Source organism: Streptomyces yongxingensis, assembly GCF_055597465.1.
In genome coordinates this window covers 9,335,876-9,356,668 of the sequence record NZ_CM145717.1, presented here as the reverse complement: position 1 = coordinate 9,356,668, position 20,793 = coordinate 9,335,876, and the positions used below count along the sequence as shown (strand labels likewise).

Below are 20,793 nucleotides of genomic sequence, written 5' to 3'. Positions count from 1 at the left end.
GGGAGTCGCAGCCGTGATCAGTCGTCCTAGCAGGCATTGCACGGTGGAGCTGCAGGCCCTGCCGTCGCGGATCGGACAGGTCCGCAGAATCGTGTCGGCGCAGTTGCGCTACTGGCATCTGGATCCGCTCATCGACCCGGCGGCGCTCGGCGTCACCGAACTGCTCACCAATGTCCATCGGCACGCCGAACCGGACAAGCAGTGCACGGTGGAGATCGTTCTCATGCTGGACCGGCTGACCGTTTCGGTCCGCGACCAGGATCCGCGACTGCCTCGCGTTCAGGCGTGCGATCCCTTCGCCACCCATGGCAGGGGGCTCGCGCTGGTCGCGGCCGTCAGCCAGAGCTGGGGGATGCACGCGCGGGACGACGGCAGCGGGAAGGTCGTCTGGTTCACGCTGGCCGTGCCCCGGTCCACCGCCACCGCCAAGCCGCCCTTCGCGTCGCACGGAACGGGCCGCACCGCGCCGCCCCTTCGCACGGACGCCTCCCGTCCGGCGCCGGCGCCCACCGTGCCCCTCACCGGCCCGGCGCCCGCACCCGAGCCCGTCGCCGCCCCGGCACCGACGCCTGTCACCCCGGCACCCATTGCCCCGGCACCGACGCCTGTCACCCCGGCGCCCGTTGCCCCGGCACCGACGCCCGCACCCGTCGCCCCCGAACCCGTCGCCGCGGCACCGGCCCCCGCCGTTGCCACCGCACCGGCACCGGCTGCCGCCGCTCCGGCGCCCGCGGTGCGCGAGCGTGCCCCCGCGGCCGCCCGGTCGGCAGCCTCCCGCTGAGCATGCGAGCGTCCCGCCTCCAGCGAGGCGGGACGGCCCGGATACGCCCGGCGGCCCGTGCCGCCCCGGCCTCCTCTGTCAGAGGGCCCCGCCCTTCGTCGCATGGCGGCCGAACTGCTCGTCCAGGACCGACAGTCGGCGCCAGTACTCGTCCTCGTCGATCTCACCGGCCGCGAAGCGACGGCCCAGCACCGCGATCGGCGATCGCTCACCGAAGTCCACGGGGCCGGGGCCGTGCCGCCGGGGGGCGCGTCCGCGCCATCCGGCGCGCCGCAGCAGGAAGACCGCGCCGCCGACGACCAGCGACCACATCAGCGGAACGAGCAGAATCCACGGTCCGGGGCCATCGCCGTCGGCGAAGCCGTGCGCCAGGGTGTTCATGGTGATCGCGCTCCTCGGGAGTGGGTTTCTCATGGCCCTCGTCTCGTGGCCACTCCCGAGGATCAATCCCTTACGGTGCCCTGGTCGTCGTACGGCCGACGACAGTTCCGGTACCTCCCGGGGAGTACGCGCACCGGCGCGGCCTCCTTCTGTACCTACTAGTGTGTACGATCAAGGGTCGAGAACGACCGCATGCGGACACCCGCCCCGCCGTGACAGGAGTTCACCGATGCTCGCCATGCAGTACCGGATCACCCTGCCCGCCGACTACGACATGGAGATCATCCGGCACCGGGTGGAGACGAAGGGGCCGCTGCTCGACGACTTCTCAGGGCTGGGCCTCAAGGCGTACGGGATCCGGGAGCGGGGCGTGGACGGCTCGCCGGTCCATCAGTACGCCCCGTTCTATCTGTGGACCGCGCCCGAGGCCATGAACCGCTTTCTGTGGGGCCCCGGATTCCAGGGCATCGTCCGGGACTTCGGCAGGCCCCCGGTCGAGCACTGGCAGGGGCTCGCCTTCGAGCGGGGCCCGGCCGCGGGCCGCGCGCCGCGCGCCGCCACCCGCCACGCCGAGCCGGTCCCGGCCGCCGCCGACCCCGCCTCCGCCGTCGAGGCCGCGCTGGCGCGGCTGGCCGAGCGCGCCCGTAAGGACGGCGTCCACACCACGGCCCTCGGCATCGACCCGCGCGGCTGGGAGCTGATCCACTTCACGCTCTGGGAGGAGTCGGCACCGCCCTCGGAGCCCGGCGACCGCTACCAGGTGCTCCATCTGTCGACCCCGGACCTGGACGCGCTCCCCCGGGGGCGGCGCTGGTGACCGCCAGGGCCTATCGTCAAAGGGGGCGCCCGGCCGCGAACAGGGGACACCTCCCAGCGGTAGCCGGGGGAGTCCGGTGTGGTCGATCGCACGGCGGAGCGTCGTCCTCGTACTGGGCGCGTACTCGGGTGACGCGACAACGCGGCGAGCGGCCGCGCCAGGCGTCGGGAGCAGGGCGCCCCCTTTGACGACGGGCCCTGGGCGGGTCAGCCCGCGCCCAGGGCCGCCAAGGGGTCGTCCAGCACCGGCTGCCACGCCAACTCCGCCGCCCCGACCAGGCTGTTGTGGTCCAGCGTGCACGGCAGAATCGGCACGCCCCCGCTCCGGCCCCACAGGCTGCGTTCCGCCACCACCGCGCGCAGCCGCTCCGGGTCGGCCTCCAGGAGCTCACGGTGCAGCCCGCCGAGGATGATGCGGTCCGGGTTCAGGATGTTGACCAGACCGGCGAGTCCGAGGCCGAGGCGGTCGATGAGCTGCTCCGTGGCCGCCCTTACGGACGGCGCCGTGGCGTACTCCTCGCGCAGCAGATCGCGGGCCTGCTGCAGCAGGGACAGCTCCGGGCCCGGGTCGCGCCCGGCCGCCGTGAGGAAGGCGAGCGGATCGGCCTCGATGTCCAGACAGCCGCGACTGCCGCAGTGGCAGGGCGGGCCCTCGGGATTGACGGTCAGATGGCCCACCTCGAGGGCGAGCCCCGCGCTGCCGGTGTGCAGCCGTCCGTCGAGCACCAGCGCGCCGCCGACGCCCCGGTGCCCGGTGGCGACGCAGAGCAGGTGCTGGGCACCGCCGCCCGCGCCATGGCGGTGTTCGGCGAGCGCGGCCAGGTTGACGTCATTGCCCGCGAAGCCGGTGACCGGCTCGCCGTCGTCGCCGCGGATCCCGGCCGCGGCCAGGCTGCGGCTGAACAGCTCGCGCACCGGAGCGCCCGCGGGCCAGGCGACGTGCAGCGGGTTCAGGGCGGTGCCCTCCGGTTCGGCGACCGCGGACGGGACGGCGAGCCCCGCGCCCACACAGCGGCGGCCGGTCTCCCGCAGCAGCCGGGCACCGGCCTCGACGACCGCGTCGATGACATGCGCCGGGTCCGCGGGCACGGTCATGCAGCCGGGGGCGGTGGCCACGGTCTGCCCGCCGAGCCCGACCAGCGCCGCGCGGAAGCCGTCGGCGTGCACCTGGGCGGCGAGCGCGACCGGCCCGTGGGGAGCGATCGACAGCCGGTGGGAGGGACGGCCCTGTGCCCCGGCGGCCCCGAGCGGCCGCGAGTCGACCTGGATCAGGCCGAGCGCCTCCAACTCGGCGGCGACGGCGCCCGCGGTCGCGCGGGTCACCCCGAGTTCGGCGGTGAGCACGGCGCGGGTGGGCGCGCGGCCGGTGTGGACGAGTGCCAGTGCCGGGCCAAGAGCGCTTCGGCCGCGCTCGAGCCTTGTCCGTGTCTGGGTCACGCCTCTATTCTCACTTTGTGCCGACTCCAAACAAAACAAGGACGGCCACTCCGGGCGCGCGCCGCTCCGTCTCCACGGATCGCGACCTCACCCGACTCCGCGCCGCCATCACCGCGTTCTTCTTCCTCGACGGATTCGTGTTCGCCGGGTGGGTCGCCCGGATCCCCGCGATCAAGGACCAGACGAGCGCCTCGGAGGGCGCGCTGGGGCTGGCGCTGCTCGGCGTGTCGGCGGGCGGTACGGCCACGATGATGGCCACCGGACGCCTGTGCCGCCGCTTCGGCAACCATCCGACGACGGTGGCCGCCGGTGTGCTGCTCGCGGGCTCCGTGGCGCTGCCGCCGCTGACCCACTCCGCGCTCGCCCTCGGCCTGGTGCTGCTGGTCTTCGGCACCGGGTTCGGCGCGCTCAACGTGGCCATGAACAGCGCGGCCGTCGACCTCATCGCCGCTCTGCGGCGCCCGGTCATGCCCGGCTTCCACGCCGCGTTCAGCCTGGGCGGGATGGCCGGGGCCGGGCTGGGCGGGCTGATCGCCGACCATCTCTCCCCCACCCGCCATCTGTCGCTGCTCGCGGTCTTCGGGCTGCTGCTCGCGGCTGTCGCGGGCCGGACGCTGATCTCGCTGCCGGTGCCCACGCCGCGGGACGACACGGCACCCACGGCCGAGTCCGAGCAGGCCACCGACCTCGAATCGTCCCCCGGCGCAGGGCGGCCGGGCGGCGCCCGGTGGCTCGTCGCCGTGTTCGGCCTGATCGCGCTCTGCACGGCGTACGGCGAGGGCGCGATGGCCGACTGGGCCGCGCTCCATCTGCACCAGGACCTCGACGCGTCCGCCGGGCTCGCCGCGGCGGGCTACGCCGTCTTCGCGCTGATGATGGCCGTCGGGCGGCTGAGCGGCACCGCGCTGCTCGAACGGCTCGGCCAGACCAGGACGTTGATCGCGGGCGGTGCCACGGCCGCGGCCGGAATGCTGCTGGGCTCGCTCGCGCCCACGATCTGGCTGGCGCTCCTCGGCTTCGCGGTCACCGGGCTGGGGCTGGCCAACCTCTTCCCCGTCGCCATCGCGCGGGCGGGCGCGCTGACCGGGCCGGGCGGGGTCGCCGCGGCCTCCACGCTCGGCTACGGCGGCATGCTGCTGGGCCCGCCGACGATCGGCTTCCTCGCCGACTGGTACTCGCTGCCGGTCGCGCTCACCACCGTCGCGGCGCTGGCCGCCGTGGCGGCAGTGGTCGCGTACGGCACGCGGAACGCCGCGCGCACGGCCGGAGGCTGACATTCCGCCCGTTCCGGCCCGGCGTTGTCGGAGACGGCTGGCATGATTCCGCCATGGAGACTGCCGAGTTGATCGAAATCGTGGCCCGCGAGGGCCGGTTGCTGGCCGACGCCGCGGCCGAGGCCGGGGCGGACGCCCCCGTGCCCACCTGCCCCGACTGGCGCGTCCGTGATCTGCTGTCGCACCTCGGCCGGGTGCACGGCTGGGCCACCCGGTTCGTCGCCGAGGGCCTGACCGAGCCGGTCCGGCCGGCGGTCGAGGCGGCACCGGCCGACGCCGAGCTGGTGGCGTGGTACCGCGAGGTCCATGGCCGGCTGGTCGACGTCCTCACTCATGCCGACCCCGAGGTGAAGTGCTTCACCTTCCTGCCCTCGGAGTCGCCGCTGGCGTTCTGGGCCCGGCGCCAGGCCCATGAGACGGCCATCCACCGGATCGACGCGGAGTCGGCGCGCGGCGGGGACTTCTCCCCGTTCACCCCGGAGTTCGCGGCCGACGGGGTCGATGAACTGCTGACCGGCTTCCACAGCCTGGACCGGTCCCGGGTGCGCACGGACACCCCGCGCACACTCCGGGTGAGGGCCACGGACCAGGGCGCGGTCTGGACGATACGCCTGTCCCAGGACGCTCCGCGGACCGAGCGCGACGGCGAGGGGCCGGCCGACTGCGAGCTCAGCGGCCCGGCCCGCGACCTCTATCTCGCGCTCTGGAACCGGCTGCCGATCACCGCGCTGACCACGGAGGGGGACGAGAAGCTGGCCGAGCTGTGGCGGGAGCACTCGGGGATCTGACCTCCCGACCGCTCGGGGCGCGCCCACCGCTCGGGGCGCGCCCACCGCTCGGGTACGTGCGCCACTTGGCCGCGCCCACCGCTCGGGTACGCCAACCGCTGGGCGTTACCGGCGAGTAATAACCCGTGTTAGCTTCCTGTCATGTCACGTCGATCGATGTCGCCGCGCGGACTGCGCCGCGCGATGAACTGGTGGCCGCCCTACCTCTTCGCCGGAGTGCGGGTGGTCCACCTCGCGGAGGACTGGAGCAGCGCCCGCGTCAGGCTGCGGCTGCACCGCTTCAACTCCAACTACGTGGGGACCCATTTCGGCGGTTCGCTGTTCTCGATGAGCGACCCGTTCTGGATGCTGCTGGTGATGCGACGGCTCGGCCGGGACTACATCGTCTGGGACAAGTCCGGCGAGATCGACTTCGTCTCGCCCGGCCGCGGCGACGTGTTCGCCGACTTCACGCTCACCGAGGAGCGGCTGGAGGAGATCCGCGAGGCCACGGCGGACGGCGGCAAGGCGCTGCCGTGGTTCGAGAACGAGGTGGTCGCCGCGGACGGTACGGTCGTGGCACGCGTGCGGAAGCAACTGTATGTGCGCCGGAAGCACCATGACGGGCAGCGCGAGCCGGCGCCGGGGAGGACCGACCCGGCGGCGGCCACCGGACACCAGGCGAAGGGCTGAGACGAGATGACCGGACCCCGTTCCCAGGACGAACGCGACGCGCTCACCATCGAGATAGTGTTCGCCCTGGTCACGGCCGGTCTGCTGGCGGCCGTGCTCTACGTGGCGGTCGCGAGCCCCGCCCTCTTCGGCGACCTGGGCCGGGCCCAGGAGAGGGCCTGGCAGGGAGCCGCCTTCGCGGTGGCCACCGTCGGATTCGCCGTCCGCCTGGTGCGGGCGCTGTGGCTCTTCTCCCGGCAGCGGCGCTGATGCCCCAGGGCCAGAGCCAGGGTCCACAGCCCGCACGGTGGCAGTGTGCCGGGGCACGCTGGGGCCGCGGCGGGCCCGCGCTGGTCTGGCGCCATCCGGCCCAGGGGGAACGGCTCTCCCCGCTGACGCCGGACCGCCCGCTCTCCTTCACCACCGGCCCCCGGCGCGACTGCGTCGGCGTCCGCAGGGGCGCCCGGCACACCCCGTGCCCGGCCGGGGCCGAGGTCCCGGCCTCCGCCGTATCGGCGCAGTGCCCCGACTGCGCCCGGCTGGACCGCTCGTACTCCGTGGCCGCCGACACCCGTACCGACGATCCGCGCCCTTACGACGTCTATCTCGCCTGGTTCGGCCCGGAGCTGGTCAAGGTCGGGATCACCGCGGCCGAGCGGGAAGGGGCACGGCTGCTGGAGCAGGCCGCGCTCTCGTACTGTCTGCTGGGCCGTGGCCCGCTGATGGCCGCGCGCCGCGCCGAGGCCGTGCTGGGCACCGCGCTCGGCGTCCCGGACCGCTTCCCCTACGCCGCCAAGCGCACCGCCCGCGAGGCCCCGCCGCCTCCTGAGCGGCGTGCCGCCGACCTCGCCGCGCTCCACCAGCGGGCGCGCGGCCTCGGCGGTCTGCCGGAGTCGCTGGCCCTGGCCCCGTTCGAGCCGGTGCACCATGACGCGGCGTTCCACCTGGACCGGGTGCGCCCCGCGCCGGGGCTGGTCCGGCTCGTCCCCGAGGCCACCGTGGCCGGTCGTATCGACGCCGTGGCGGGCCCGGACATCCACCTGACCTCGACGGACGGCCGGGCCCTGCTGCTGGACACCCGGCAGTTGGCGGGCTGGCCGCTGGCGGCGGCCGCGGCGGATGCCCCGACGACGGCACCGGTGGCGCAGCGGGAGCGGGAAGCGGAGGCCCCGGAGGGGCTGTTCTGAGCGGAGGGGCTGTTCTGAGCGGAGGGGCTGTCCTGGGGGCGGAGGGCCCATCCGGGCGAGGGGCCGGGAGATACGAAGCCCGGACCGCGGAGCCTCGCTCAGCCGAGCCAGCCCGGCCGGACCAGGCCCGACTCATAGGCGAGCACGACGAGTTGGGCGCGGTCCCGGGCGCCCAATTTGACCATCGTCCGGCTCACATGGGTCTTGGCGGTGAACGGGCTGACCACGAGCCGCCGGGCGATCTCCTGGTTCGACAGCCCCATGCCGACCAGGGCCATCACCTCGCGCTCGCGCTCGGTCAGCTCCGCCAGCGCCGCCGCGGGCGCGGGCTCCCTGGAGCGGGCCGCGAACTCGGCGATGAGCCGGCGGGTCACCCCCGGCGACAACAGCGCGTCGCCGCCGACGACCGCGCGCACCGCCCGCAGCAGCTCATCCGGTTCGGTGTCCTTGACCAGGAAGCCGGAGGCGCCGGAGCGGATCGCCTCGAAGACGTACTCATCGAGTTCGAAGGTGGTCAGCATGACCACCTTCACCTCGCCGAGGGCCGGGTCCCCGGTGATCCCGCGGGTGGCGGCGAGGCCGTCGAGCACCGGCATGCGGATGTCCATGAGGACGACATCGGGGCGCCGCTCCCGTACGAGCGCCAGCGCCTGCTCCCCGTCGGCCGCCTCGCCGACCACCTCGATGTCCGGCTGCGCGGCCAGCAGGGCGCGGAATCCGGCGCGGACGAGGAGCTGGTCGTCGGCGAGCGCGACACGGATCACGGGCTCGGGCCCGTCCTCATCCCTCATGGGGTCTTCCTCCCACCCTTGAACGGGATCCGGGCCCGGACGCGGAAGCCGCCGTCCGGGCGGGGGCCCGCCTCCACTGTGCCGCCGAGCGCGGCGGCCCGCTCGCACATGCCGACCAGGCCGTTGCCGCCGCCCGTCGCCCCGTCCCCGGTCGCGGGGCCGTCGTCGTCCACCCGCAGCTCCAACTCACCGGGGGCATAGCGCAGCAGCACATGGGCGTTCCGGGAGCCGGAGTGGCGGACGATGTTGGTCAGCGCCTCCTGCACGATACGGAACGCCGCGAGATCGGCTCCCGGCGGCAGGGCCGTCCGTACGCCGTCCACGTCCACCCGCACCGCGAGCCCCGCGTCCGCCGCCTGCCCGGTCAGCTCCGCCAGCCGGTCCAGGCCGGGCGCGGGTGAGCGGGGCGCCGCGCCGGGCGCGCCGGAGCCGGAGGTCCGCAGGGTGTCGAGGACCTGGCGGACCTCGCCCAGCGCCTCCTTGCTGGCCGCCTTGATGGTGGTCAGCGCGGTGCGGGCCTGCTCGGGGTCCTGGTCGAGGAGGGCGAGCCCGACGCCCGCCTGGACGTTGATGACCGAGATGCTGTGGGCGAGGACGTCGTGCAGTTCGCGGGCGATCCGCAGCCGCTCCTCGTCCGCCCGGCGCCGCGCCGCCGCCTCCCGTTCGGCCCGTTCCCGGGCCCACTGCTCACGCCGTACGCGGACGAGTTCGGACGCGGCGACGATCGCCATGGCCCAGGCGGTGACCGCCAGCTCCTGCCCCCATCCGACGGGCCCGTCACCGCCCGGCGGCAGCCAGCGGTAGAGCCAGTGGCCGACGAGCAGATGGCTCCCCCACAGCAGCCCGAGCGCGCTCCACGCGGCGATCCGCCGCCCGGCCACGATGGCCGCCACACAGCCGACGACAACGCTGAGGAAGACGGGCCCGTACCGATATCCGGCGGCGAGGTAGACGGCGGTCACCGCCGCCGTGCCGACCACGACCGTCCCGGGGCGGCGGTGGCGCACGAGCAGCAGCGCGGGCCCGGCGAGCAGCAGCGCGGCGCTCCCGGGCCCGAGGCCCATCCGGTCGGGCTGATCGTGAGCGGCGAACCCGGTGCCCACCAGCTGGATGGCGGCGATGGCGACCGAGGAGCGCCAGGGTACGGCCGAACGCGATGGGTCGAAGCGCGCCCCGCGCCACCATCCGCCTGGCCGCTGCCCCGGGCCGTGCTCCCCCGTGAATCCGTGCATACGGGCAACGCTAAACCGGCCGGACGCCCCCGGCGTCCCCCCTGCGCGGTGCCCGCGCCTACTCCCGGCGGAGTAGGCGCCCATGCCCTGCCGGGCAGCCATGACCACCGCGAGTGGGTCCGTATCCGGGTCCGACACCGATCGCGGGACAGGACGGAGCCGAGTCCGCCTCCCCGCCAGAGCGCGGCGGACGTGGGGAGAGCTGGAACCGAACACCGCCGACACCCGGCGACGAGCCGTGCGAACACGCGCACGGGCAGCAGGTCGCCCAGCATGCCCGCCAGGGCCCTCACGTCGCCCGTCCCCGCCAGCTCCGCTTCTTCCCGTACGGGCGGGACGCCCCGGCATGGCCGTCGCAGCCCCGCGAAGATCAGCCCGACGCGACCGAAGCCGAACCCTACGCGGTGTCCGGCGGACCACGCGGCGGAGCCGCATAGCGTCGCTTCCCCCTCCCCGCCCCTTCCCGCGGACGCTATGCGGCTCCGCCGCCTGGCAGGGGCTCCGCCCCTGGACCCCGGGGGCTGGGGCGGAGTCCCGCACGCGGCGGAGCCGCATAGCGTCAGGTGTCGGGAAGGGGCGCGGAACAGCCCGCCGCAGGCGTCACGATCCGTCGGACACGTCCTAGCCCTGTCCTAGCCCCGGTCCATCGCCGCCAGGGCGCGGCGGGCGGCCGGGTGGGTGCGGACGAGGTCGCCCAGCGTGGTGGTGCCGCGGGTGATCTTCGTGAAGGCGCGCCATGCCGGGCGGAAGCCGGTGATCGCCGCGTGGAACATCCCGGGGCGGCGGGCGAAGACCGTGTGCAGTCGGCGGCCGACGCCCATCTCCACGCCGAGCCCCGCCTTGATCGCGAAGGCGTAGTTCAGGGCCTGACGGCGGGCGTCCACCGCGTCGTGCGCCTCGGCGACGCGCACCGCCCACTCCCCCGCGAGCCGGCCCGAGCGCAGCGCGTAGGAGATGCCCTCGCGGGTCCACGGCTCCAGCAGCCCGGCCGCGTCGCCGCACACCAGGACCCGGCCGCGCGACAGCGGCGAGTCGTCGGCGCGGCAGCGGGTCAGATGGCCGGAGGAGATGCTCGGCTCGAATCCGGCGAGGCCGAGCCGGGCGATGAAGTCCTCCAGGTAGCGCTTGGTCCCGGCGCCCTCGCCGCGTGCCGAGATGACACCGACGGTCAGGGTGTCGCCCTTGGGGAAGACCCAGCCGTAACTCCCCGGCATCGGGCCCCAGTCGATGAGCACCCGGCCCGCCCAGTCCTCCGCGACGGTCTCCGGAACGGGGATCTCCGCCTCCAGGCCGAGATCCACCTGGTCCAGCTTCACGCCGACATGCGCGCCTATGCGGCTCGCGCTGCCGTCCGCGCCGACCACGGCCCGGGCCAGCACCGTCTCACCGTCGGAGAGCACCACGGCGACCGTGCGCCGGTCGGGCACGGCCGGGCCGTGCTGTTCGACGCGGCTGACCGCGACGCCCGTACGGACCTCGGCTCCCGCGTCCTTGGCGGCGTCGACCAGGGCCGCGTCGAACTCCGGCCGGTTGATCAGCCCGAAGAGCGCGTGCTTGGAGCGGCGGGTGCGGGACAGCTTGCCGTTCAGCGAGAACGTGACCGCGTGCACCCGCTCCCGCAGCGGCAGTTCGAAACCCGGCGGGAGGGCGTCGCGCGAAGGGCCGATGATGCCACCGCCGCAGGTCTTGTAGCGCGGCAGCTCGGCCTTCTCCAACAACAGCACCCGGCGCCCGGCGCAGGCGGCGGCATGGGCCGCGGAGGCACCCGCGGGGCCCGCGCCCACCACGACGACGTCCCATACCGTCTCATTGTCCGGGGCTGCGTTGTCGCTGCTCACGTGTGGATCCGCTCCCAATCGACCGACCTGATGCGCCTACCCGGCATCCTACGGCTCCCCGGTGGATGACCCCGCTGTGGGATGATCGGCCACGCGGTCTCAAGCCGTACATACGTGCCCATCGCCGCGCATCCCGCCGCCGGCCCGTCGCACCCCAGGAGGGTCCCCCATGGAGAAGGCGCCTCTGGCCGCCACCGTCGCCGCCCTGCAGCCGCGCGCCAGGGCCGAGCTGGCCGAGCTGGTGGCCTTCGCGTCGGTGGCGGACCCGGCGCAGTTCCCGCCCGGCGAATGCGAGGCCGCCGCCCGGTGGGTCGCCGACGCCCTGCGCGCCGAGGGGTTCGAGGACGTGGCGCTGCTGGACACCCCCGACGGCACCCAGTCCGTCTACGGCTTCCTGCCGGGTCCGGCCGGTGCCCCGACCGTGCTGCTCTACGCGCACTACGACGTGCAGCCCCCGCTGGACGAGGACGCCTGGCACACCCCGCCCTTCGAGCTGACCGAGCGCGACGGCCGCTGGTACGGCCGCGGCGCCGCGGACTGCAAGGGCGGCGTGATCATGCATCTCACCGCGCTGCGCGCGCTCAAGGCGAACGGCGGGGTCCCGGTCAATGTCAAGGTGATCGTGGAGGGTTCGGAGGAGCAGGGCACGGGCGGTCTGGAGCGCTACGCCGAGGCCCATCCGGAGCTGCTGACCGCCGACACCATCGTGATCGGCGACGCGGGCAACTTCCGGGTCGGGCTGCCGACGGTCACGGCCACCCTGCGCGGGATGACGCTGCTGCGGGTCTCGGTGGAGACCCTGGAGGGCAATCTGCACTCCGGCCAGTTCGGCGGGGCGGCCCCGGACGCGCTCGCCGCGCTGATCCGCGTCCTGGACTCGCTGCGCGCCGAGGACGGCTCCACCACCGTCAAGGGGCTCGACGCGGACGCCGAGTGGGACGGGCTGCAGTATCCGGACGAGGAGTTCCGCAAGGACGCCAAGGTGCTCGACGGGGTCGGGCTGATCGGCTCCGGTACGGTCGCGGACCGCATCTGGGCGCGCCCGGCGGTCACCGTGCTCGGCATCGACTGCCCGCCGGTGGTCGGCGCCACCCCGTCCGTCCAGGCGGGCGCGCGGGCGCTGATCAGCCTGCGGGTGCCGCCGGGCGTGGACGCGGCCGAGGCCAACCGGCTGCTCGCCGAACACCTCCGGTCCTCGGTGCCGTGGGGCGCGCGGCTGTCGGTGGAGCAGATCGGCCAGGGCCAGCCCTTCCGCGCGGACACCACGAGCCCGGCCTACGCGGCGATGCGGGAGGCGATGCGCCTGGCGTACGACGGCCAGGAGATGGCGATCGCCGGACAGGGCGGCTCGATCCCGCTGTGCAACACGCTGGCCTCGCTCTACCCGGAGGCGGAGATCCTGCTGATCGGGCTGAGCGAGCCGGAGGCGCAGATCCACGCGGTCAACGAGAGCGTCTCGCCGGAGGAGTTGGAGAAGCTCTCGCTCACCGAGGCGCTGTTCCTGGGGATGTACGCGGCGGGCAAGAGCTGAGCCCCGCTCCACCTCGCACCCGGTCAGCGGGCGGCCCCACGGGCTGGGCCGGCGTGATCAGCCCGTGGGGACGCCCGCTTCGAGATACAGCGGGCGGCCCTGCTCACGGGCGCGCAGCGCCCAGCGCAGCCGGCTCAGCCGCACCGGCGGCAGCAGCGCGGCGGCCTCGCTCTCGGTGACGAAGCGCCAGCCGCGCAGTTCGGAGCCGGGCAGTAGCACCTCCCGGGCGGCCGCGCTGGAGAGCTTGCCGCCGTCGAAGAGCAGCCGCAGGCCCCCGTAGCCGGGCGGCTGGGGGCGCTCCCAGTCGGCCACCAGCAGCCGCAGCGGTTCGTCCAGCCGTACCCCCAGCTCCTCGGTGACCTCGCGCACCCCGGCGCACATCGGGGGTTCGCCCGGCTCGACGACGCCGCCGGGGAACTCCCAGCCGGGCTTGTAGGTGGGGTCGACGAGCAGCACCCGGTCCTCCTCGTCGAAGAGCAGGACCCCGGCGGCCAGCGTCTCCGCCCTCGGCTCCGGGGTCTGCACGATGTCGCAGATCCCGGCGCCCTCGCGGACGGCGTCGGCGATGTGCTGGGCGGTCTGGCGCGGGGTGAGCCCGGTGGTGTCCACGACATGGGCGTCGGTGGTCAGCCAGGTCAGGGCCGCCCGGTAGGGCGCGAGATGGGCCAGGCACCACTGGCGTACGGACTCGCTCGCGTCCGCGTCCCCGGGTATCTCCTCGCGCTCGGCTATGCGCTCGCGAAGGATCGTTTCATCGGTGTGCAGCAGAACATGCCGTACGGGGATGCGGCGGGCCGCGAAGCCGCCGAAGATCTCATCCCGGTACTCCTGTCTGAGGACCGTCATCGGGACCACGAGTGGGCCGCCGACCTCCGCGATCAGCGCCGCTCCGGTGTCCACGACCAGTCGGCGCCAGGAGGGCAGATCCTGGTAGTCGGACACCTGTTCAAGACGTTTCCGCGGGAGCATCATCCGCAGACCGTTACCGACCAGCTCCGGGTCGTAGAACGTGCTGCCGGGCATGAAGTCCACCAATTCGCGGGCCGCGGAGGTCTTACCCGCACCGAACGCACCGTTCAGCCAGACGATCACATTTCCCCCTATTCCATCGCCTCCTGACAGTTGCCCGCATCACCCTGCCACGGAAACGCGCGAAGACGACCGAGTGACGGATCGCGTCGCTCCGGAGCGGTCGGGCGCGGGACGCGGGGCTGGGCTGGGCTGGGCTGGGCCGGTCCGGGCTGGGCGACGGCGCGTGGTCGGGGATCGTGTGGCCCTTGTGCCACAGGGGTCACCGTGGCCACGTGAGCCACAGTGACCCCTGTCGTATCAGCCCTTGCTGGCGCCGAGGGTGAGTCCGGCGATGAAGTGGCGCTGCAACAGCAGGAAGACCAGCACCGTGGGAAGCGCCACGATCACCGAGCCCGCCGCGAGCAGGTTGTAGTCGGTGAAGAACTGGCCGCGCAGATTGTTGAGCGCGGAGGTGATGGGCAGCTTGTCGCCGTCGGAGATGAAGACGAGCGCCCACAGGAAGTCGTTGTACATCCAGGTGAATTGCAGAGTGGCGAGCGCGGCCAGCGCGGGCCGGCACAGCGGAAGCGTGATGTTCCAGTACTGCGTCCAGACCCCCGCCCCGTCCACCCGCGCCGCCTCCACGATCTCATCGGGAATGGTGCGCATGAAGTTGGCGAGGACGAAGACGCAGAATCCCACCTGGAAGGCGACCTGAACGGCGAGCACGGCCCAGTAGGAGTCGTACATCGTCATCGAGTCCGACATCCAATAGGGCAGATTGATCTTGGTGAAGAGCACATAGAGCGGGGTGACGATGACCTGCTGCGGCAGCAGATTGCCCGCCGTGAACACCATCAGCAGCACCAGCCCGCCGCGTATTCTCAGCCGGGTCACACAGAAGGCGACGAACGAGGCGAGAAACAGCGTCAACAGCACTCCGGGCACCGCGATGATGAGCGAGTTGACGAAGTACTTGCCCATCCCGGAGTCATTGAACGCCTTGGCGTAGTAGTCGAACGACAGATGGCGCGGCAGCGAGAAATAGCCGTATTTCGCGGTCTCCTCGTACGGCCGCAGCGAGGCGTAGATGGCGAGCAGCAGCGGGGCGAGGAAGGCGAGCGACACGACCATCAGAAAGGCGTGCAGCCCGAGCCGGCCACGGGTCACCCGGCGCTTGCCGGTGCCGGTCACCGGGGCCACGGTCCGTACGGGGGCGGGCGGAGTGGTGACGGTCATCCCTTCTTCCCCCCTCGCAGCTCCTGGACCAGATAGGTCACGATGAATCCCAGGGACACGGTCAGCAGGACGACGGCGATCGCGGAGCCGAACCCGATCCGGCTGGCCTCGCCGATGATGTTGTCGGTGACCAGCACCGAGAGCAGTTCGAGCCCGTTACGGCCGTGGTTGATGGCGTAGACGATGTCGAAGGCGCGCAATGCCTCGATCACGGTGATGACGCCGACGATGATGTTGACCGGGCGCAGAGTGGGCAGCACCACCCGGAAGAAGGTCTGGGTCTCGCTCGCGCCGTCGATCGCGGCCGCTTCCTTGAGCGAGGGATCGACGGATTTCAGCCCGGCCAGATAGAGGATCATCACATACCCGGTGTGCCGCCAGGCGGCCGCCAGCAGCACCATCCAGATATTGAGGTCCGGGTCTCCGAGCCAGTCCACGGGGTCGTTCTTGTTGGCGAGGATCGCGTTCAGCGCACCCTGGTCACGGGAGAAGACCAACTGTGCGATGAAGCCGACGATGGCGAGGGAGAGCACCACCGGCATATAGAGGGTGGACTGGTAGAAGCGGCTGAACCGGACGCCCTTGTCCAGCAGTACGGCCAGCAGCAGTCCGAAGGGCGTCGCGACCAAGCCGAGAAAGGCCACCCAGAGCAGGTTGTTGCGGACCGCGGGCCAGAACGGCGGATAGTCGGTGAAGAGCGTCTTGTAGTTGTCGATGCCCACCCAGTGGATATCGCCGATCCCGTCCCAGCTGGTGAAGGACAGGCCGATGGAGGCGAGGGTCGGGCCCCAGATCAGGGCCAGGTCGAGCAGGATGGGTATGCCCAGCAGCACGCCGATGACGGCGAGGTCGCGGGAGGTGAATCTCCGCGGACCCCGCCGTTTGGCACGCCGCGCGGTCGTGAGCGGCACGGCGCGAATCTCCTAGTCGCTGGCGAAGATGGTCTTCTTCTGGGACTCGATGTCCTTGGTGAGGCTGTCGATGTCGTTCGGCTTGTTGATGAACTGCTGAATGGCCCGGATCATCACCTGGGACGCGAAGTCCGGCCGGGTGTCGCGGTCCATGAACTGCGATATCTGCTTGGCGTTCGAGACGAGGTCGACGGCCTTCTTCTGCAGCGCGTTGTACGACGAGGTGGACGCCTTGTCGTTGACGGCGATGTTGTTCGGGTCCCGCTTCAGGTAGATCTCCTCGGCGGCGGGGGTGGCGAGGTACTTCATCAGCTCCTTGCCCTCCTTCTGCCGCTTGGACTTCTTCGCCAGCAGAAACCCGTCGATCGGCGCCTCCACCGCGTCCTGCCCGTAGGCGGAGTCGATCTCGGGGAAGGGGAAGAAGTCCAGATCGTCGCGGTCGGCGGCGGAGAACTGCTGCCCGGGGTGGGGCAGTCCGAAGACCGCCATACCGGACTTCTTCTGCGCCAGGCTCTGGGCGGCCTCCTGCCAGGTCCGCCCGTTGGCGCCCTTCTGGTGGTACGGCATCAATCCGCGCCACAGGTCGAAGACGTGTCGGACCTTGGGATCCGTCCAGGACTCCTTGCCGCCCATGAGGGAGATATGGAAGTCGTAGCCGTTGGCCCGCATATTGAGATAGTCGAAGGTCCCCATGGCGGGCCAGCCGTCCTTGTCGCCGAAGGCGATGGCGTCGAGGCCGTCCTTGTCCATCCGCTTGGCGAGCGCCCGGAACTCGTCGAAGGTCTTCGGAACCTCGTAGCCGTGCTGGGCGAAGACGCTCTTCCGGTAGAAGACCGCCCAGGGATAGTAGTAGTACGGCACGAGGTACTGCTTGCCGTCCTTACCGGTGGACTGCGCCTTGAGCGCGTCCGAGAAGCCGTCGAAGCCCTTCCAGAGGTCGCTGATCTCGGCGAGCTGTCCCTGTTCGGCGAAGAACTGCATGCGGTACCCGGCGAACCACATGAAGACGTCGTCGGGGGTGCCCTTCAGATAGCGGTTGATGCCCTCCTGGAACGCCTCGTGGTTGACGGTGTTGACCTTGACCTTCTTGTCCGACTTCTTCTCGTACGCGTCGAACACCTCGGCGAACGCCTTGCGGGGGACGGCGTCGGAGGCATTGGAGCCGATCTTCACTTCGTTGCCCGGACCACCGCAGGCGGTCAGCAGCGTCGGAAGGGCGACCGCGCCGGCTCCGGCCGCGGTACCTCGTAGTAGCGCACGGCGGGAGATCGGATGTCCTGACGATGACGGTGCCATGTGCCCCTCCACAGAGGTTCAATCAAACACAACCGAACGCGAGTGAGGGGATCTCACCCGGCGGCCAGGCAAACCGTCAAGGGTTTTGACGAGATATCGAACAACTGTTATCGCATCTCTTCCAACAGACTCCAACAGGGTCTACCGTAAACGCTCGCATGTGACGCAGCCATGACACTGCGTCACCCCCGTTGAGAACGGAGGACCCGCATCGTGCGCCACCGCTGTTTTCGACCCGCGAGACGAAGAGTCATCGGAGCAATGAGCGCCGGCCTGCTGGCCACGGTCGGCCTGGCCCTCCCGGCCGTCGCCCAGCCCTCGCACCCCGCCGAGGTCACCCCATCGGCCTCCGCCCCGGGCGCCGCGCCCGGTGACGGGCTCGCCCTCACCCCTCCGATGGGCTTCAACAACTGGAACTCCACCCACTGCCGCGCGGAGTTCAACGAGGCGATGGTCAAGGGCATCGCCGATATCTTCGTGGCCAAGGGGCTGAAGGACGCCGGATACCAGTACGTCAACCTCGACGACTGCTGGGCGCTGCCGCAGCGCGATGCCAACGGCAAGCTCGTCCCGGACCCGGTCCGCTTCCCGAACGGCATCAAGGCCGTCGCCGACTATGTCCACTCCAAGGGACTGAAGATCGGCATCTACACCAGCGCGGGCACCAAGACCTGCAACAGCGCCGGCTTCCCCGGGGCGCTCGGCCATGAGAAGTCCGACGCCCAGCAGTTCGCCGACTGGGGCATCGACTACCTCAAGTACGACAACTGCAATAACCAGGGTGTCGACGCCAAGCAGCGCTACCGCACCATGCGCGACGCCCTGAAGGCCGCGACCGAGACCACCGGCCGCCCCATCGTCTACAGCATCTGCGAATGGGGCGAGAACAAGCCCTGGGAGTGGGCGGGGGAAGTCGGCCACCTGTGGCGGACCACGGGCGACATCAGCGACAGCTGGGGCAGCATGCTGTCGATCGCCAAGCAGAACCTGCCGCTCGCGAAGTACGCCGGACCCGGCAACTGGAACGACCCCGACATGCTGGAGGTCGGCAACGGCGGGATGACGGCCACCGAGTACCGCAGCCACTTCTCGCTGTGGTCGGTCATGGCCGCACCGCTGCTGATCGGTACCGATCTGCGCAAGGCCGGCGACGAGACCTATGAGATCCTCGGCAATCGCGAAGTGATCGCCGTCGATCAGGACCCGCTGGGCAAGCAGGGCACCGTGCTCTCCTCCGAGGGCGGGCGCTGGGTCATCGCCAAGGAGATGGCGGACGGCAGCCGCGCCGTCGCGCTGTTCAACGAGACCGACCGGCCGCAGCACATCGCCACCACGGCGACCGGGGTCGGGCTGCCCCGGGCGACCGGGTACCGGCTGCGCGACCTGTGGGCGCACAAGGACTACAACACCGCCGGAGCCATCTCGGCCACCGTCCCGGCCCATGGCACCGTGCTCTACCGGGCCTCGGCCGACACCCGCTGGGCCGCCTACCCGCCCGCCACGGAACTCGGCCTCGACGGCACGGCACTGACCGAGGCCGGGGCCGCGGCCCAGGTCGACACCGCGCTCACCGACCTCGGCCGCACCCCGGCCCAGCAGGTCTCGGTCCGGCTCACCGGCCCCGACGGCTGGCGGATCAAGGCCACCTCCCCGACCCGGGCCGCCTCGCTGCCCAGCGGCTCGAAGCTGGCCACGCGCTGGCAGGTGACCGCGCCCGCCGGTGCCGCGCCCGGTGCGTACGACCTGACGGTCAGCGCCGACTACCGCTCACCCGGAGGCGACAGGGCCACCGCGCGGCTGGTCTCGGCGGTCCATGTGGTGGTCGCTCCGCCGTCCGGCGACTCGTACGCGAGCGATCTGCCCTGGCTGAGCGCGCTCAACGGCTGGGGCCCGGTGGAGAAGAACACCAGCGTCGGCGAGAACGATGCGGGTGACGGCCATCCGCTCACCCTCGGCGGCACCACGTACGACAAGGGTCTGGGCGTGCACGCGCCGAGTGAGGTCACGTACTACACCGGCGGCCGGTGCTCGCGCTTCACCGCGCAGGTCGGCGTGGACGACGAGGAGGGCACCGCCGGGACGGTCGGCTTCGAGGTCTGGGCGGACGACGCCAAGGTGGCATCGTCGAAGACGCTGACCAACGCCGATCCGGCCACCGCCCTCGACGCCGCCATCGGCGGGGCGAAGACGGTCCGCCTGGTCGTCACCGACGGCGGGGACGGGGTCACCAGCGACCACGGGGACTGGGCCGACGCGGCCTTCGCCTGCTGAACCCCCGCTGAGGCCACCAGGTTGAGACGTCTCCACTCCGCCGAGATCCACCGATGAGATCCGCCCCTTCCCGTGGCCGTCCCGGGCTCAGCACTCGGGCGGCCCGGGAAGGGGTTCGTCATTGTCACCGCCCTTGACGTAGACGACGCTCACGCCCTGCCCGGCCGTGGCGCTCGCCTTTCCGCCGCCCGGTGCGGCGATCTTCCCCGGGCCCGCCGGCTCGCTCGGCGGATCCTTCGTCCGCCCCGACGCCGTGGTGTGGCCATCGCCTCCGACCAGCGCGTACGTCAGCCCGCCGCCGATGAGCGCGACGGTGGCGGCCGCGACAGCGGGTCGGGGGGCGGACGGTGACGATGGGGCCTCAGTCGCCGGTGGGACGTGTACCCGCCGCCGGGCCGAACCCCTCCAGCCGTGCCTCCTGCGCCGCCGCGGCGGCCGCGCCCACCAGCCCCGCGTCGGTGCCCATCTGCGCCGGGACGACCTCCAGCCCCTGGACGAACGACAGGGTCGCGTAGTCGCGCAGGGCGCGCCGCAGGGGCGCGAAGAGCACGTCCCCGGCGCCCGCCACGCCGCCGCCGATGACCGCCACCTCGATCTCGACGAGCGCGGCGGTCGCGGCGATGCCGGCGGCCAGGGCCTGGGCGGCCCGTTCGAAGGAGGCCCGCGCGACCGGGTCTCCGGCCCGCGCCGAGGCGGCGACGGCCTCGGCGCTGGTGTCGCCGTCCGGCCCCGGGCGCCAGCCGCCGTCCAGCGCGCGGCGGGCGATGTTGGGGCCGCTGGCGATCCGCTCCACGCAACCGCGTCCGCCACAGGGGCACGGGTCGCCGTTCAGCTCCACGCTGATGTGGCCGATGTGCCCGGCGTTTCCGGTCGGGCCCGGGTGCAGCCGGCCGCCCAGGACCAGCCCGCCGCCCACGCCGGTGGAGACCACCATGCACAGCGCGCCCTTACGGCCGCGCGCCGCGCCCTGCCAGTGCTCGGCGGCCGTCATCGCCGGCCCGTCGCCGACCAGCGACAGCGGCAGCGCGCCGGTGGTCTCCCGGACCCCGGCGACCAGCGGGAAGTCACGCCAGCCGGGGATGTTGACGGGGCTGACGGTGCCCACGGAGGCGTCCACGGGGCCCGCGCTGCCGATGCCGACGGCGGCGACCCGCGACCAGTGCGCGGTGGCCGCGAGTTCCTCGAGCACGGCGGTGACCTGGCGCATCACCGTGGCGCCGTCCTCCTGGGCGCGGGTGGCGCGGCGGGCCCGTACGGCCAGCTTTCCGCTCCCGTCCACCAGAGCGCCCGCGATCTTGGTCCCGCCGATGTCCAGTGCGGCGATGAGGTCACGTGGCATAGGTGTCGACTCTCCTGGT

At 72.4% G+C, this 20,793-nt stretch carries 18 protein-coding genes and 1 pseudogene; 9 read left to right on the top strand and 10 right to left on the bottom strand.

Annotation, left to right across the window (positions count from 1 at the left end):
• Positions 1–13 precede the first annotated feature (13 nt).
• Positions 14–469, top strand: a pseudogene (locus ACZ6TD_RS40050) (ATP-binding protein); the annotation flags it as partial.
• Positions 470–859: 390 nt separating this feature from the next.
• Here ACZ6TD_RS40050 and ACZ6TD_RS40045 read toward each other — a convergent pair.
• Positions 860–1,162: an SHOCT domain-containing protein gene (locus ACZ6TD_RS40045; RefSeq protein WP_471346051.1), complete on the bottom strand. Its 303-nt coding sequence runs from the start codon at positions 1,160–1,162 to the stop codon at positions 860–862.
• Positions 1,163–1,391: 229 nt separating this feature from the next.
• Here ACZ6TD_RS40045 and ACZ6TD_RS40040 point away from each other — a divergent pair, with 229 nt between their 5' ends.
• Positions 1,392–1,979 (top strand): DUF4865 family protein, encoded by a 588-nt coding sequence (locus ACZ6TD_RS40040; RefSeq protein WP_471346049.1) that lies wholly within the window; start codon positions 1,392–1,394, stop codon positions 1,977–1,979.
• Between the two features lie 206 nt (positions 1,980–2,185).
• On the opposite strand, the gene ACZ6TD_RS40035 is transcribed toward ACZ6TD_RS40040, so the two are convergent.
• Positions 2,186–3,415, bottom strand: a complete 1,230-nt coding sequence (locus ACZ6TD_RS40035; protein WP_471346046.1) for an ROK family protein — start codon at positions 3,413–3,415, stop codon at positions 2,186–2,188.
• Positions 3,416–3,432: 17 nt separating this feature from the next.
• Here ACZ6TD_RS40035 and ACZ6TD_RS40030 point away from each other — a divergent pair, with 17 nt between their 5' ends.
• The 5 genes from ACZ6TD_RS40030 to ACZ6TD_RS40010 all read left to right on the top strand — a co-directional run bounded on the left by ACZ6TD_RS40030 (position 3,433) and on the right by ACZ6TD_RS40010 (position 7,315).
• Entirely contained in the window at positions 3,433–4,689 is a 1,257-nt protein-coding gene (locus ACZ6TD_RS40030) for an MFS transporter (RefSeq protein ID WP_471346045.1), read from the top strand.
• 53 nt (positions 4,690–4,742) lie between these two features.
• Complete coding sequence (locus tag ACZ6TD_RS40025; RefSeq protein ID WP_471346044.1) at positions 4,743–5,477, top strand: maleylpyruvate isomerase family mycothiol-dependent enzyme; 735 nt, start codon at positions 4,743–4,745, stop codon at positions 5,475–5,477.
• A gap of 141 nt (positions 5,478–5,618) precedes the next feature.
• Complete coding sequence (locus ACZ6TD_RS40020; RefSeq protein WP_471346042.1) at positions 5,619–6,149, top strand: DUF4442 domain-containing protein; 531 nt, start codon at positions 5,619–5,621, stop codon at positions 6,147–6,149.
• A 6-nt stretch (positions 6,150–6,155) separates the two neighbouring features.
• Complete coding sequence (locus tag ACZ6TD_RS40015; protein ID WP_471346040.1) at positions 6,156–6,398, top strand: DUF6332 family protein; 243 nt, start codon at positions 6,156–6,158, stop codon at positions 6,396–6,398.
• On the top strand, positions 6,398–7,315 hold the full coding sequence (locus tag ACZ6TD_RS40010; protein ID WP_471358466.1) for a DUF2797 domain-containing protein: 918 nt from the start codon (positions 6,398–6,400) through the stop codon (positions 7,313–7,315). Before ACZ6TD_RS40015 ends, ACZ6TD_RS40010 begins: the two co-directional genes overlap by 1 nt.
• A 98-nt stretch (positions 7,316–7,413) precedes the next feature.
• Here ACZ6TD_RS40010 and ACZ6TD_RS40005 read toward each other — a convergent pair whose 3' ends face one another.
• From ACZ6TD_RS40005 to ACZ6TD_RS39995, 3 genes are all read right to left on the bottom strand, one after another.
• Positions 7,414–8,079: a response regulator transcription factor gene (locus ACZ6TD_RS40005; protein WP_470014222.1), complete on the bottom strand. Its 666-nt coding sequence runs from the start codon at positions 8,077–8,079 to the stop codon at positions 7,414–7,416.
• A gap of 23 nt (positions 8,080–8,102) precedes the next feature.
• Positions 8,103–9,338 (bottom strand): sensor histidine kinase, encoded by a 1,236-nt coding sequence (locus tag ACZ6TD_RS40000; protein ID WP_471346039.1) that lies wholly within the window; start codon positions 9,336–9,338, stop codon positions 8,103–8,105.
• Between the two features lie 632 nt (positions 9,339–9,970).
• Entirely contained in the window at positions 9,971–11,176 is a 1,206-nt protein-coding gene (locus ACZ6TD_RS39995; RefSeq protein WP_471346037.1) for a geranylgeranyl reductase family protein, read from the bottom strand.
• A 169-nt stretch (positions 11,177–11,345) separates the two neighbouring features.
• Between ACZ6TD_RS39995 and ACZ6TD_RS39990 the strand changes: the two genes are divergently transcribed.
• Complete coding sequence (locus ACZ6TD_RS39990) at positions 11,346–12,707, top strand: M20/M25/M40 family metallo-hydrolase (protein ID WP_471346036.1); 1,362 nt, start codon at positions 11,346–11,348, stop codon at positions 12,705–12,707.
• A 57-nt stretch (positions 12,708–12,764) separates the two neighbouring features.
• On the opposite strand, the gene ACZ6TD_RS39985 is transcribed toward ACZ6TD_RS39990, so the two are convergent.
• The 4 genes from ACZ6TD_RS39985 to ACZ6TD_RS39970 all read right to left on the bottom strand — a co-directional run bounded on the left by ACZ6TD_RS39985 (position 12,765) and on the right by ACZ6TD_RS39970 (position 17,164).
• Positions 12,765–13,799, bottom strand: coding sequence for an NUDIX hydrolase (locus ACZ6TD_RS39985; protein ID WP_471346034.1), 1,035 nt, complete (start codon positions 13,797–13,799; stop codon positions 12,765–12,767).
• A 237-nt stretch (positions 13,800–14,036) separates the two neighbouring features.
• Complete coding sequence (locus ACZ6TD_RS39980) at positions 14,037–14,957, bottom strand: carbohydrate ABC transporter permease (RefSeq protein WP_471346032.1); 921 nt, start codon at positions 14,955–14,957, stop codon at positions 14,037–14,039.
• The gene (locus tag ACZ6TD_RS39975) at positions 14,954–15,868 is read right to left on the bottom strand and encodes a carbohydrate ABC transporter permease (RefSeq protein WP_385207945.1); all 915 of its coding nucleotides are present in this window, start codon (positions 15,866–15,868) and stop codon (positions 14,954–14,956) included. The genes ACZ6TD_RS39980 and ACZ6TD_RS39975 overlap by 4 nt, the downstream gene beginning before the upstream one ends.
• 12 nt (positions 15,869–15,880) lie before the next feature.
• Positions 15,881–17,164, bottom strand: coding sequence for an ABC transporter substrate-binding protein (locus ACZ6TD_RS39970; RefSeq protein WP_471346029.1), 1,284 nt, complete (start codon positions 17,162–17,164; stop codon positions 15,881–15,883).
• A gap of 261 nt (positions 17,165–17,425) precedes the next feature.
• Here ACZ6TD_RS39970 and ACZ6TD_RS39965 point away from each other — a divergent pair, with 261 nt between their 5' ends.
• Positions 17,426–19,435 (top strand): NPCBM/NEW2 domain-containing protein, encoded by a 2,010-nt coding sequence (locus ACZ6TD_RS39965; RefSeq protein ID WP_471346027.1) that lies wholly within the window; start codon positions 17,426–17,428, stop codon positions 19,433–19,435.
• 361 nt (positions 19,436–19,796) lie between these two features.
• On the opposite strand, the gene ACZ6TD_RS39960 is transcribed toward ACZ6TD_RS39965, so the two are convergent.
• Positions 19,797–20,774: an ROK family protein gene (locus ACZ6TD_RS39960; protein WP_471346025.1), complete on the bottom strand. Its 978-nt coding sequence runs from the start codon at positions 20,772–20,774 to the stop codon at positions 19,797–19,799.
• Positions 20,775–20,793: the final 19 nt, after the last annotated feature.

Excerpts from the sequence above, each read along its gene's own strand:
- ACZ6TD_RS40000 (WP_471346039.1), bottom strand. The coding sequence starts at position 9,338 with ATGCACGGATTCACGGGGGAGCACGGCCCGGGGCAGCGGCCAGGCGGA.
- ACZ6TD_RS39965 (WP_471346027.1), top strand. The coding sequence starts at position 17,426 with ATGAGCGCCGGCCTGCTGGCCACGGTCGGCCTGGCCCTCCCGGCCGTC.
- ACZ6TD_RS39960 (WP_471346025.1), bottom strand. The coding sequence starts at position 20,774 with ATGCCACGTGACCTCATCGCCGCACTGGACATCGGCGGGACCAAGATC.
- ACZ6TD_RS39970 (WP_471346029.1), bottom strand. The coding sequence starts at position 17,164 with ATGGCACCGTCATCGTCAGGACATCCGATCTCCCGCCGTGCGCTACTA.
- ACZ6TD_RS40045 (WP_471346051.1), bottom strand. The coding sequence starts at position 1,162 with ATGAACACCCTGGCGCACGGCTTCGCCGACGGCGATGGCCCCGGACCG.
- ACZ6TD_RS39990 (WP_471346036.1), top strand. The coding sequence starts at position 11,346 with ATGGAGAAGGCGCCTCTGGCCGCCACCGTCGCCGCCCTGCAGCCGCGC.
- ACZ6TD_RS40015 (WP_471346040.1), top strand. The coding sequence starts at position 6,156 with ATGACCGGACCCCGTTCCCAGGACGAACGCGACGCGCTCACCATCGAG.
- ACZ6TD_RS40040 (WP_471346049.1), top strand. The coding sequence starts at position 1,392 with ATGCTCGCCATGCAGTACCGGATCACCCTGCCCGCCGACTACGACATG.
- ACZ6TD_RS40010 (WP_471358466.1), top strand. The coding sequence starts at position 6,398 with ATGCCCCAGGGCCAGAGCCAGGGTCCACAGCCCGCACGGTGGCAGTGT.
- ACZ6TD_RS40025 (WP_471346044.1), top strand. The coding sequence starts at position 4,743 with ATGGAGACTGCCGAGTTGATCGAAATCGTGGCCCGCGAGGGCCGGTTG.
- ACZ6TD_RS39980 (WP_471346032.1), bottom strand. The coding sequence starts at position 14,957 with ATGACCGTCACCACTCCGCCCGCCCCCGTACGGACCGTGGCCCCGGTG.
- ACZ6TD_RS40020 (WP_471346042.1), top strand. The coding sequence starts at position 5,619 with ATGTCACGTCGATCGATGTCGCCGCGCGGACTGCGCCGCGCGATGAAC.